We start from the raw sequence: 11946 nt of genomic DNA, 5'->3' as shown, positions 1-11946 counted from the left end.
CCGGACGGCTGGACGCTGTGCCTATCGCGGTCCTGGTCCTGTCGCCGGCGCATCGCCGCCCCCGGGCCCGCGGCAGGTGGTGATGGCCATGCCCACCCTGATCGGCAAGGTGACCGAGGAGCGCTACGACGAGCTCGTGGCGGAGTCGAGGCTGCTGGTCGAGACCGAGCGGGACACGCACTTCAAATTAGGTGACAACGCGTTGGAGATTGAGCCCCTTCAGGCGAAGGGGGGTGCGCGGTCGGCGATGGGCGAGGACGTCCAGTCCGTGCAGGAGACTCTGCGCCGGTTCGCGGACGACGTCGGGGTGAACGTCGCCAGCATCCTGAGCTATCGGAACACCGCGGCCCACTGGCCGCCCGAGCAGCGGGTCAAGGGCGTCTCCCTGGACGTCCACCGGATTCTGATCGGTCACCCGGACCGGTTCGAGGTGATCCGCAACCCGCCGTTCAACCCGCGCTACGGCACGAAGCGGTGGACCCAGGACGCGGCCAAGCGGGCGCGGGGCTGGAACGTCCAGCACCCGGTGTCGGTGCAGGAGAAGGTGACCGCGATCCACGGCCTGGCCGTGGACGACCAGGTCGCCGCCCAGGTCGCCGCCGACCTGCTGCAACGCCCGGCGGTGACCGACGAGGTCCCGCCGCAGGTGCGGATCGAGACGATCGGCGGCCTGGCCCACGACGAGGGAGTGGCCGCGGAGGCAGCGACCCGGCTGCTGCACCGGCCCGATGTCGCGTTCAAGGCGATGGGCGACGACCGGGCCCGCAACTCCGTCAACCACGCCCAGGTTGAGCGCGGCCGCCAGGCCCGCGAGGAGTTCGAGCGGACCAGCGAGTTCGCCCCGGTGATCCGGCACTTCGAGCGGAGCGCGGAGTTCCTGGACCTGATCACCGCCTGCCACAAGTTCGTGACCACCGCGAACCGGGTGGTCCCGGGCCTGCGGGGACGGGCGGTGAGCGAGGACGAGCAGTCGCTGCTGCGGGAGAACGTCGCCCGGGTCCGCGCCGCCTGCGAGTGGATCGAGCACGCTGCCGAAACCGGCGACGTGGACGTGGACGAGGCACTGGCCCGGCTCCTGCGAGGCGAGTAGGCATGGCGCGCTCCGCACGACGGGAGCGCGATCGGCGCCGTTCGCCCAGCTCGGCACGTCATGCCGACGCGATCCGCGTGGCGTTGATGGAGGTTGCCCCGGCCGGGCTGAAGAAGCCCCGGCTCATGGCGGTCACCGAGCTCTCCGGCTCGCAGATCGTGCGCGGCCTCGCGGGCTACCGCGAACTCGCCGGCGAGAAGAAGTGGCCGCCGCTGCTGTGGTCGTTCCAGGGCGGTTACCACCTCTGCGAGGACGCCGACGAGCTGGAGGAATGGGAGCGGCACTGGGCCGAGGTGAAGGCCACGGAGATCGGCGGCGTGATCGAGGGGATCCTGGCCCCGCACGCCCGGCTCTTTCCCAGGAGCCGCTGGATCAGCTACGTCGAGGCCCAGATGACCGCCATCCAGAGTTCGCTCGACATGATCGCCCACCCCCAGAGCCAGTAACCCCGAGGCAAGGCGGTCCGCTCACCGAAGGAGGCCAGGGGCCGGCCCGGTCCGCCCATCCGCAACTCCCACGGGCCGGCCCCTGGCCTTCTCCATGCGTACTGCCCACTACCCCTCGGACATGAGCGACGCCGAATGGGCCCTCATCGAGCCCCTGTTGCCGGTCCCGGCCTGCCAGACACGCAAGGGCGGCGCACCCGAGAAGTGGCCCCGCCGCGAGATCGTCGACGGCATACGCTATCTGGTCGATAACGGCATCAAATGGCGTGCTATGCCCGCTGATTACCCTCCCTGGCGCACGATCTACGGGTTCGCCCGGAGGTGGGCCGCCGCCGGAGTCCTGGGTGTCATCCGCGACCAGCTCCGCCGCCGCATCCGCCTCGCCGCGGGCAAGACGCCCCAAACCGCGTCAGTGATCGTGGACAGTCAGTCCATCAAGGCGTCCGAGACCGCGAGCAAAGCGACTCGCGGGTGGGACGGCGGAAAGTTGATCAATGGGAGGAAACGGCACCTGACCTGCGACCACCGCAGCCTCGTGCTGTTGGTCATGGTCACTCCTGCCGATGCCCAGGACTCCCTGGTCGCCAGGGAGTTGCTGTTCCGTCTCGCGCTCATGCACCCGGAGATCGCCATCGTCTGGGCCGACTCCGCCTACGCCAAGAACGGCCTGATCCCCTGGGCGAAGAAGTACCTCGACATCACCATCAAGACGGTCCGTCGTCCACCGGACGCCAAGGGCTTCATCGTCTTACCGCGCCGCTGGGCGGTTGAACGGTCCTGGTCGTGGATCATGAGGGCCCGCCGGCACTGCCGCGATCACGAACGCCTCCCCGAGATGAGCGAAGCGCTCATTACCATGGCCGCCATCACGCTCATGACTCGGCGACTCACCCGCCGCAGCAACCGTGCGGCCGAACGGCGTGACGTCGCCCACGGCTACGTGATACCGGAAGCCGCCTGAGTAACCGGATCCTCCCTCAGGCGCAAGCTCTAAGTAGCGGAAGGCAGTTATCCGTCGGCTACCGGATCTGCCGGATTAAGTGCAAGTGACCTCGTGGCCTTGCTTCAGAATCAAGACATGGCGGCTGAGGCGGTTTTCGGGCTTGTCGGTGTCCTGCTCGGGTCGGTGTCGACGTCCGTCGTCGCCGTGTACCAGGTGCAACTGGTGGGCAGACGTGAGCGCGAGGCACGTGAGCATGAACGCGCCGAAGCAAGCCGGGCACGACGCGACGCCTTCCAGCGCGAGAGCATCACAGCCCTTCAGGACGCAGTGGCAGACATGATCAAGGCGGTGTACGCCGAGCAAGATCGACAGTTGGAGCGGATGGGTGAAACATCCGACTGGCCGGCGCGGCAGTGGGAGACGCCAACCGCAGTCGGTTGGTCAGACGCCTGGATCCGGCTGAAGGTCGCCCGTGCCCGAGTCTTCGATAACGATCTGCGGACACTCGCGGATGAAACCAGCTCTGTGGCGAGGGAGTTCGTCTGGGCTCCGACTCTGGAAGCAGCCAAGCAGTCGAATCTGCGCCTCGACGAACTCTACGAACAATTCAACGAACGGGTGGCTCAAGTACTCCGACAACTCGATTGACGCTTCGCCAACTTCGAATGTGCTGGTCGGAGGGGCTGGCATGGCTGCGGCGTGCTCGCACTGTTCGGGCCGAGGAAATGGGCCGCTCCGGGTGACGAAACGTGACCGGGTACGGCCGTGACCCATCGGCACCAGCTGCTTCACGCGGATGCCGACGCCAATGTGCGGGATTGTGGACACACCTGCGCCGGATTCCAACTCAAGACCAAGTTCTGGCTGGTCAAAGAATTCCGTCGGTTGCCCACACTGTTGTCCTAGGCGAGCACGAGCGCAGCGTGATGACTGACCTCTCGCAGTGAATGTTGAGTGATGTCAACGAACATTGAGTGACCTGAGCCAATTCTGCTGCGGAGGCTGCCGTTCAGCTGCCCTCGAGGGGATCGGCCCCGTACGGTGGATGATGTGTCCCACACACACGCCCCCGCGCCCGGCGGGCCTCCGCCCCCTGGCCGACGGCAGTGGCTGCGGGCACGCTGGGCCGACCGGCACGCCCTGCCCCGGTTCGGCTACTGGCTGCTCAGTCGGGGCGCCATCGTGCTAGCGGTGTGCGGAGCCCTGTACGTGCTCAACGGGTTCCTAATCGGCTGGGCAAACGCCTACACCGTGCTGAGCGGCATCACCTCGCCGGCGGCCGTCCATCCCCAGTGGTGCGCCTGGCCGCTGTCCCTGATCGGCTGGGCCGCGATCCCCGCCATCATCGGAGCTGCTGCTGGCTACTTCATCACCCAGCAGATCCAGGCCCACCACGCGCGGGAGCTGAGCGACGTCCTCGATGAACTACGCCGCCTGGCCGAACCTCCCGGCCCGCCCCCGCCATCCGGGAACGGCTCGTGATCACCCTGCACGAGGTGCACGAAGAGGGCAGCGAGGCCGTCAAAGCCGCGGTGCTGGCCTTCGGCGCTCGCCACCCCCTCGACGGCGCCGGGCCGGACGCCCAACCGGACTGGAAATGGGCAGAGCGGCACTTCACCCAACTGATCATGGTCATCATGGGAACGGCAAAACCCCCGCAGACCCGTGTCACAGCCACCGTGCGCCGGGCCGAAACCGAAGCCATCGGCTTCCTCCTGGCTGTAAGCAATCGGCCCAACTACCTCTGTCCCATCTGTGTAATGCGGCAACGGCCCCCGCTGTGAGCCACCGGCCTACCCTGGAGGCGTGGTGACGGACGCCGAACGAGCCGAACATGCAGCCCGCCTGCGCGGACTGCTCTATCTCGCCTGCCCCGACGCCCCCGCTGCCGCCATCGACGCAACCGCGGAGGCCATCGTTGAGCACGCAGAGGAAGCACCCCAAAATCCAGTACTCCAAGCTGCTCAGCTCCGCCAGCCCATTGACGTTACGGCCCAGCTGAATCTGCACGGCGCGGACCTGACCGGCGCGGACCTGACCCGCGCAGACCTGACCCGCGCAGACCTGACCCGCGCAGACCTGACCCGCGCAGACCTGCACGGCGCGGACCTGAGGGGCGCGGACCTGACCGGCGCGAACCTGACCGGCGCGGACCTGAGCGGCGCGAACCTGGACGGTGCGCGCCTGTTCCGTACGGACCTGACCGGCGCGAACCTGATCGATCTGGACCTGACCGGCGCGTATCTGAGCGGCGCGCGCCTTATCCGGGCGGACCTGAGCGGCACGAACCTGAGCGGGGCGGAGCTGATCTGGGCGGACCTGAGCGGCACGGACCTGAGCAGGGCGGACCTGACCAACGCGAACCTGACCAACGCGAACCTGCAGGGTGCACGGTTCCCAAGTGTTGTGAACATGTATCTGCCAGCAGGAGCGACCTGGGATTCGCGCACAAGGTGGCCTGGCGACTTGGCATCGTTTGTTGCCGAGCGGTCCGACGAGGTGAGTCCGGGCGTCTATCGGGTGCGCGGCGGACAGAACCCAGACAGGAGCACCGTCGGGGTCTGACGAGCCTTCGGCGCCCTCGGCTCTGTCGCATTTCCCGAAGCCGCCGGGCTGGCGCTACGCCTTCCTCATGCCTCCGTTCAAGAAGTGTCCCAGGTCACTCAGCCTTCACTGACGTCGCTCAAACTTCACTGCGAAAGGTCAATGACGACGACTGCGCCGAGCCACGGAAGCCAGCAGGAGTGCTGTCATGCCGGCCTCAGACACAGGCTCTGAGACGAGGGCGAGGTTGTGCCTGTGGGCAACAGCCTGGACCGCATGAAGGAGACCGTTGCAGCGCTGGCGGCAGTCCCGGAGGATCGTGTAGTTCTTCATCCGTCCGACGACGTGTTCCACGCGGGCGCGGACCTTGCGGTGCTCGGCGTTGTCGTCCCCCTCGCCCGGCAGTAACGGCCGCCCCGGGCGTTTGTTGTGAGGCACCGTCATCCCGCAGTTGAGACAGGCACCATCGCCGAGCACGATCACCCACACCGACCAGCGGGCCGCCACGAACTCATCGAACTCACCTGCCCGGGCCTGCCCCATCCGCGCTGTCCTTGCTCTCGCCACTTGCCTACATCAGGGAAATGGCACTGGCATGCGCCTCACGCTGCGCTCGAATCCCGTGATCTGGGCCACACCCGCACGGCGGTGTGTCTGACGGGGTCGGAGCCAGGACTTGGTCGAGAGCGCAGCGTTGAGGTGGTCCCCGCGCAAGCAGGGGTGCATCGGCGGTGTCGCGGAGTTTCCGGTGGCCCCCGGCGCGGGGGCTTCCCGGCGCACTGCCATTAGCTGCAACTCGCGTGACCCGAGATCATCGATGCAGGTCACAGCCGCGCATCGGTTGGGGCAGCGGGCTTCGGTCGAAGATCGACGGCCTTTATTCTCCCCGTATGTCCTCGACCGCCGCAAAGCGCCTCCTGCGTAGCGACTCACGTACCGCCGATGTGGCCGTCCGGGAAACCGTGGCGCTTCCGCCGGCCAAGGCGCAGGCCCTGCTCGACACCCTCCGGCCCGGGGAGAGGGTGCTGGCCCTGTATCACCAAGGGCTGGGGTACGCGGCACTCACCGACAACGCACTCATCCTGCTGGCCGGCAGCGCACCTTCGCGGGTTTCCAGGCCCTTGGTGATCCTGCGCCCCGCGTACGGCGCCGCGCAGCGCGTGGACGTGTCCGTGGACGGGCGAACCATTACGGCGTGGGGCTCGCAAATCGACGTGGCGGGCGCACTCCTGTGCCGGGCGGGAACGGTGACGTCCCAGACCGCGGCGGATGATCCACGCACCGCCGCGGCCTTCGCGGGCGAGCGTATTTCTCTGCCCGAGGATCACAAGAAGAAGCTGCTGGCCGAACTCGAACCCGGCGAAGTCGTGCGGTCCCTGTATCACTGCGGGTGGGGTTATGCCGCGCTCACCGACACCGGGCTCGTCCTTCTCCGCAATCTCGTGGCACCCAAAGTGAGCCGAGCGCCGAAACCGTTGCGCATTCTCCGTAGGGAACACGGCGTTCTCGACTCGGTCATGGTCCTCGTCGACGGCAGGCAGTACAAGCTGCACGGGTCGAAGCTCGACCCGAAGGGGGGACACCTCGCAGCCGCAGGCGAACTCCTGCCTGCCGACTCCTCCTTGCGGCCCCAGGGAAGTGCTCGCGTCGTCGCATGGATACGCAGGCACCCCGTCCTGATCTCCGCCGTTGCGGCGGGCGCGATCTTCGCGGGCCTGGGAACGGGCAACCAGACGTCGTCGGCACGGGCGAGCGGCTCCAGCTCCGTCGCCGTACCGGATCTCAAGGGGGATGCTCTCACATCGGCTGTCGCCCAGGCCCGGCGTCATCCCTGGCTGCGAGTTTCGACGGCCGATGCCTCTTCGTCCTTCCGGCCGGTGAAAGCCACCACGCTCGGCTGGCGGGTGTGCTTTCAGACGCCGTCCGGCGGTGAGACAGTCCGGCCGTCCGCCCGGATGCTCACTCTTTACGCAGTTCCCGAGGAGGAGGCCTGCCCCACAAGGCTGTTCAGCTCACGCCGGGTCGTCATGCCGGACCTTCTCGGCGAGAGCTTCGACGACGCCTCACGTGTCCTCGACGACATCGGTATGGCTCACATCGCAGCCTGGCACGCTCACACCGGTAAGCGTCTCGATGAAAGGTCGCAGGACCTGGACGACTGGCGGGTGTGCCGGCAGGAGCCGGAGCCCGACAGCGAGGTCCTGGCGTCCGTGCAGGCCGGCCTGTGGTTGATCGGCCCCGGTGCCCCCTGCACTCAGCCAAGTCCGAAACCGACCCCCAAGCCGAAGCCCAAGCCCGAACCGAAGCCGCGCGCCGATCCCCCGTCCCGCTCCGGCACCGTCGCAGGCACGACAGGAGGCGGCTCCGACAACGGTGGCTCGACCGGCGGTTCTTCCAGTAGCTCGGGCGGTGCCACCGGCGGCACCGGCAGCCAGGCAGGGATCCAGTTCGGGCAGCACTGCTCCCCGGTGGGCGCCACGGCGACCACCGATGACGGGCGCCCCGCGAAGTGCTTCATGGGAAAGGACGGCCGGCCTCGGTGGGGCTACAACTCAGGGTGATCCGCAGGATCGGTACTCCGGGAGACCGCGATCTGTGAGGCAGTCGGAGCGTGCCCTTGCCGGAGCCTGCTGCTGCCCGTCGACCGACCCCGGCGCCAGGCACGCCCGGCAGTTGTCAGGCGCGGGCGTGGCGCGCGGTAGTGGCTCCCTGTGCGACCGCTCGGTCCTTGACCCCCGCTCCCGCGACCGGCGCCATGCGCCGCAGCCACCAACTCGACAGCGCCAGCAGACCGGTGAAGACCACCAGGAGCAGGACGGACGTCCACATGGGCCCACTGCCGGGAGACGACCACGCCGTCACGATGCTCGACGCCGCCCACAGCAGCGCGCCCGCGGCGTACAACGCACGCATCCGACGCAACTGCCGTACGACCGGCCAGAACCCCAGGGACTCACTCTGTGCAGCCATGGGACGCCGGGTACCCCTTCGCTCCCTTTCACACCTGTCACATCATCAGGCGCTGCGGTGGGGGACCGTGTCGTCGCGCGGCTGAGTCGATGCCTCATCGGTGTTTGCGGCCGGCAGTGGGACTGCCAAGTTCCACCCGGACGGTAGAGGCGATCAGAGAGTAGCCGTGAAGGCATGGCCTGGGCGTAGGCTTCGGTCGGCTGGGGACACGGGGGGCGGAGTGCATGAAATCTGAAGCTGCAGCGGAGTGGGCGTCATCGCTCGACGCGGTTGTGGTGTACGCGCAGGGTGCGCTCTGCACCCGGGTGGCCAGGGGAAGCGTCCCGGCGGACGGCCGGGTGCGAGTGACTGGGCTGCCCCGGTCGATGGACGCCGGCTCGCTGCGGGCGAAGGTCGTGGGCGATCGCGGCGTACGCGTCACCGAGGTGCGCGTGGAGGTCGATGCCGAACCGTCCGGCTCCGACACCGCTGGCACCCTGCGGCAGGAGATGGAGAGGCTCCGCGACGCGTGTGCCGCAGCGCAGGGGCGGCGTGACCGGCAGGTGAATCTGATCGCGGAGGTGGCGGGGCTCCGTCCGGTTCCGCCGGCCCGCAAGCGGGAGGACCCGCCGCGCCGTACGGCCGCCGATGCCTGGCTGCGGCTCGCCGAGTTCGTCGACGAGCGGCTCCGAGGGCTGCACGAGCGGCTCGTCGAGCTGGAGGAGGAGCTCCGCCGGGTCCAGCACGAGTTCTCGGTTGCCACGGACCGCTGGATGCGTGCCTCCACCGACGATCCGTCCGAGCATGTCGCGACCACCGTCGTCGCACTCCTGACGCTCGACGGAAGCGGAAACGGGAGCTGGACCGTGGAAGTGGAGCTTGAATACGGTGTGCCGGGAGCCGTCTGGGTACCGGCCTATCGCCTGACCCACCATCAGGGCGACGACAGCGGCACTCTGGTGTTGCGTGCTTCGGTCGCCCAGCGCACCGGCGAGGACTGGAACGGGGTGCGCATCGCCCTCGCCACCGCGGACCTGCGGCGCCGCACCGATCTGCCGAGGCTGCGTTCCATCCGGGTGGGACGGCGCCAGCCCGCGCCCGCGCCCTCCGGCTGGCGCGAGCCGCCCGCAGGGCTCGCCGACCTCTTCTCCGGCTACGACGCGGCGGGCCCCCGTCCCGCTCCGGCCGTCGCACCAGTCCCTGCGGTCGCGCCTGCGCCCGGCCCCGTCCCCCCATTGCCGCCGCCCGCACCTCACGGGTACGGCATGGCCGGCCCGGAGTCGACCGGCATCGTCAGCGCTCCCCCGGCAGCCTTCGGCGCCGTACCGCCACCGCCGCCGCCCGCGCCGCAGGGGTACGGCATGCCGCCGGCCGCGCTCCCAGAGCCGTCCGGTCCCGCCGCTGCTTCGTCGGCGGTCTTCGACACCGCCGTGCCCCGCCCGGCATCGCCGGCGCGGTCGGGACGACCGAGTGCAGGGGCCGGGCCCGTCGCCGGCCTCGGCGCTGCTCGTCCCGCCATTCCCCCGGCGGCCCCTCCGCCACCCCCGCCGTCGGCGCCGGCGCCGTCCGGTCCGCCACGGCCGAACGGTGCGGAGCTCGACTACGCCGGGCTCGAGCTGTCCGGCGCGGACGAGCCCGGCGGCCGAAGAGGCAAGCTCTTCCCCCGCGCTCCCCACGACCCGGTGGCGGACGAGCACCGCCGTCGCGCCGAGGCGGTGGCCGCGCTGCCGTTGCCCGGCCATGCCGTGCGGCCCCGCGAGTCGGCGGGCTCCTTCGACCACCGTTACGACGCCGTCGCCCGCGCCGACATTCCTTCCGACGGCACCTGGCACACCGTCACCGTGACGGAGATTCCCGTCGGGTTGCGCACCGAGTACCTCTGTGTGCCCTCGGTGGAGCAGAACGTCTACGCCACCCTCGTGCTCTCCAACGCCACCGACCAGGCCCTGCTCGCCGGGCCGGTGGAGGTCACCAGCGACGATGACTTCCTGACGACCGCCGCCCTGCCCACACTCGCCCCCGGCGGCGTCCGCCGGATGGGCTTGGGACCCGCCGAGGGCATCCGGGTCACCCGCCGCACAAACCTGCGCGAGTCGACCTCGGGGCTGCGCAACAACACCACCGTGCTCGCCCACCAGGTCCATGTGGAGCTCTCGAACCGGCTCGCCCAGGCCGTCACCGTCGAGGTCCACGAACAGGTTCCGGTCACCTCCGAACCGGACGTGCGGATCGACGAACACGCCGACTGGACAACGCCCCAGCAGGACAGCGGACCCGACCGGCATGCCCCGGGCACCCGCGTCTGGCGAGTGGACCTGCCCGCCGGCGGCAGCGCCTCCCTCGACGGCGGCTACGACATCCGCATCCCGGCCGCCAAGGCCGTGGTCGGCGGCAACCGCAGGAGCTGACACCATGCCCACGGACACCCAGCCGATCCCCCTGCCGGTCACAGCGGTCACCTGCCTGGAGGACCGCGCCCACATCGAGCGGACCGCCGAACTCGACCTGCGCGCCGGCGTCCAGCGGCTGCGCCTCGGGCCGATCAGCGCACTCGCGGTCGACCGCACCCTCCACGCGGAACTGACGGGCGAGCATGCCGCGGCCGTCCTCGACGTACGGATCGTTCGCACCTGGACGCCTCGCGGGCCGCTGCCCGCCGACGACGATTCCCCCCTGCGGACGCGGATCCGCGTCCTCGAGGAGGAACAGGTCACCGTCGGCTACACCCTTGACCGGCTGCGCACCCGACTCGACCTCCTCGGCCACCTCGCCACCGATCTGCTGCGGGACATCTCCGAAGGGACGGGTCACGGCGAGACGGACGAGGCCCGCTGGACCCGCGAACTGGACCGGGTCGACCGCGAGCGGGATGCCTGCGGCGAGCAACTCCGGGCCGCGGAGGCACGGTTGATGGCCATCGCGGGCGAGCTCGCACAGGCTCAGCAGGCCATCCACCTCGCCGAGGAACGACCCGCCGAGCTGATCGGCCATGTCGAGCTGACCGTACGGACCGAGGTCGCCGAACGGGTCCGGATGCGGCTGACCCATCTCACCTCGTGCGCACTGTGGCGCCCTGCCTACCGGGCCGTACTGGACGGGGACGCGGTGACGTTGGAGACCGACGCGATGGTCTGGCAGCGGACCGGCGAGGACTGGTCGGACGTACGGCTCACCCTGTCGACGGCCCGCTCGGCGCTGACCACCGATCCGCCGCGGCTGACCGAGGACCGTCTCACCCTCAAGGACCGCTCCGCCGCGGAGCGCCGCACGGTCGATGTGGAGCTCCGGGAGGAGGAGATCGCGGAGCCGGGTCCGGTCCCGGTGCTCGGCCTGCCCGGGGTCGATGACGGCGGTCAGACACGTGTGCTGCACGCGCCCGCTGCCGTCTCCATCCCGACGGACGGCCGCGCCCACCGGGTGCCGCTCACCACGGTCACCGCCGTGGCGAGCAGCGAGTTCTCTTCCTCGCCCGAACTGTCGCCGCTGGTCACGCAGGTTGTGCGGTTCGACAACGCCTCCGGCCACGCGCTACTGGCCGGGCCCGTGGACCTGGTGCGCGGCAGCGGCTTCACCGGCCGTGGCACGCTGAGTTTCACCGCGCCGGGCGCCCCGGTCGAGCTGGCCTACGGCAGCCACGACGACTACCGGGTGATCCGGCACACCGAGGAGTCCCACGACACCGCGGCGTTGACACACCGAACAGTGATCACCCACACGGTCCGCCTCAATGTGTCGCGCTTCTCGGCTCCGGGAGAGCGCGGTGAGCAGATCGTCACCCTCCGGGAGCGCATTCCCGTATCCGAGGTCTCGGCGGTCGAGGTACGCGTGCGCAAGGAGGCCTGTGCACCGGAACCCGACGAGGTCGACGCCGACGGCATCGCCCGTTGGGGCCTCCGCCTGGCGCCCGGCGAACACGGCACCGTCACCCTGGTCTACGAGATCTCGGCGAGCGGCAAAGTCAGCGGCCTGTGAAC

At 69.5% G+C, this 11946-nt stretch carries 10 protein-coding genes and 2 pseudogenes; 10 read left to right on the top strand and 2 right to left on the bottom strand.

The window, feature by feature from the left end; genetic code table 11:
- Nucleotides 1-88: 88 nt before the first annotated feature.
- The 7 genes and pseudogenes from ACIRD7_RS37705 to ACIRD7_RS37675 all read left to right on the top strand — a co-directional run bounded on the left by ACIRD7_RS37705 (nt 89) and on the right by ACIRD7_RS37675 (nt 5044).
- The gene (locus ACIRD7_RS37705; protein ID WP_403460432.1) at nt 89-1090 is read left to right on the top strand and encodes a DUF6192 family protein; all 1002 of its coding nucleotides are present in this window, start codon (nt 89-91) and stop codon (nt 1088-1090) included.
- Nucleotides 1091-1092: 2 nt separating this feature from the next.
- Nucleotides 1093-1536, top strand: a complete 444-nt coding sequence (locus tag ACIRD7_RS37700; RefSeq protein WP_403460431.1) for a RacP protein — start codon at nt 1093-1095, stop codon at nt 1534-1536.
- Nucleotides 1537-1630: 94 nt separating this feature from the next.
- A pseudogene (locus ACIRD7_RS37695) lies at nt 1631-2431 on the top strand (IS5 family transposase); the annotation flags it as partial.
- Between the two features lie 183 nt (nt 2432-2614).
- Nucleotides 2615-3127, top strand: a complete 513-nt coding sequence (locus ACIRD7_RS37690) for a hypothetical protein (RefSeq protein ID WP_403460430.1) — start codon at nt 2615-2617, stop codon at nt 3125-3127.
- Between the two features lie 402 nt (nt 3128-3529).
- Nucleotides 3530-3961 carry a DUF6313 family protein gene (locus ACIRD7_RS37685; protein WP_403460428.1) on the top strand — a complete coding sequence of 144 codons (432 nt, stop codon included), beginning with the start codon at nt 3530-3532 and terminating at the stop codon, nt 3959-3961.
- The gene (locus tag ACIRD7_RS37680) at nt 3958-4263 is read left to right on the top strand and encodes a hypothetical protein (protein WP_403460427.1); all 306 of its coding nucleotides are present in this window, start codon (nt 3958-3960) and stop codon (nt 4261-4263) included. The genes ACIRD7_RS37685 and ACIRD7_RS37680 overlap by 4 nt, the downstream gene beginning before the upstream one ends.
- Before the next feature lie 22 nt (nt 4264-4285).
- Nucleotides 4286-5044, top strand: coding sequence for a pentapeptide repeat-containing protein (locus ACIRD7_RS37675; RefSeq protein ID WP_403460426.1), 759 nt, complete (start codon nt 4286-4288; stop codon nt 5042-5044).
- A gap of 216 nt (nt 5045-5260) precedes the next feature.
- Here ACIRD7_RS37675 and ACIRD7_RS37670 read toward each other — a convergent pair.
- A pseudogene (locus tag ACIRD7_RS37670) lies at nt 5261-5500 on the bottom strand (transposase family protein); the annotation flags it as partial.
- 413 nt (nt 5501-5913) lie between these two features.
- On the opposite strand from ACIRD7_RS37670, the gene ACIRD7_RS37665 reads away from it, so the two are divergent.
- Nucleotides 5914-7584 (top strand): hypothetical protein, encoded by a 1671-nt coding sequence (locus ACIRD7_RS37665; RefSeq protein ID WP_403460424.1) that lies wholly within the window; start codon nt 5914-5916, stop codon nt 7582-7584.
- Nucleotides 7585-7699: 115 nt separating this feature from the next.
- Here the strand turns inward: ACIRD7_RS37665 and ACIRD7_RS37660 are convergent, their stop codons facing one another.
- Complete coding sequence (locus ACIRD7_RS37660) at nt 7700-7993, bottom strand: hypothetical protein (RefSeq protein WP_403460423.1); 294 nt, start codon at nt 7991-7993, stop codon at nt 7700-7702.
- A gap of 224 nt (nt 7994-8217) precedes the next feature.
- On the opposite strand from ACIRD7_RS37660, the gene ACIRD7_RS37655 reads away from it, so the two are divergent.
- Nucleotides 8218-10380: a DUF4139 domain-containing protein gene (locus tag ACIRD7_RS37655; RefSeq protein ID WP_403460422.1), complete on the top strand. Its 2163-nt coding sequence runs from the start codon at nt 8218-8220 to the stop codon at nt 10378-10380.
- Between the two features lie 4 nt (nt 10381-10384).
- Nucleotides 10385-11944 carry a mucoidy inhibitor MuiA family protein gene (locus ACIRD7_RS37650; RefSeq protein ID WP_403460421.1) on the top strand — a complete coding sequence of 520 codons (1560 nt, stop codon included), beginning with the start codon at nt 10385-10387 and terminating at the stop codon, nt 11942-11944.
- The last annotated feature ends 2 nt before the right edge of the window (nt 11945-11946 follow it).

The organism is Streptomyces sp. NPDC093568, assembly GCF_044764945.1.
Lineage (GTDB): Bacteria > Actinomycetota > Actinomycetes > Streptomycetales > Streptomycetaceae > Streptomyces.
This window is presented reverse-complemented; position numbering and strand designations above follow the sequence as displayed.

What these genes read in the sequence shown, in the direction of transcription:
- ACIRD7_RS37705 (WP_403460432.1), top strand. Translation starts at nt 89, where the DNA reads ATGCCCACCCTGATCGGCAAGGTGACCGAGGAGCGCTACGACGAGCTC.
- ACIRD7_RS37700 (WP_403460431.1), top strand. Translation starts at nt 1,093, where the DNA reads ATGGCGCGCTCCGCACGACGGGAGCGCGATCGGCGCCGTTCGCCCAGC.
- ACIRD7_RS37690 (WP_403460430.1), top strand. Translation starts at nt 2,615, where the DNA reads ATGGCGGCTGAGGCGGTTTTCGGGCTTGTCGGTGTCCTGCTCGGGTCG.
- ACIRD7_RS37665 (WP_403460424.1), top strand. Translation starts at nt 5,914, where the DNA reads ATGTCCTCGACCGCCGCAAAGCGCCTCCTGCGTAGCGACTCACGTACC.
- ACIRD7_RS37660 (WP_403460423.1), bottom strand. Translation starts at nt 7,993, where the DNA reads ATGGCTGCACAGAGTGAGTCCCTGGGGTTCTGGCCGGTCGTACGGCAG.
- ACIRD7_RS37655 (WP_403460422.1), top strand. Translation starts at nt 8,218, where the DNA reads ATGAAATCTGAAGCTGCAGCGGAGTGGGCGTCATCGCTCGACGCGGTT.
- ACIRD7_RS37650 (WP_403460421.1), top strand. Translation starts at nt 10,385, where the DNA reads ATGCCCACGGACACCCAGCCGATCCCCCTGCCGGTCACAGCGGTCACC.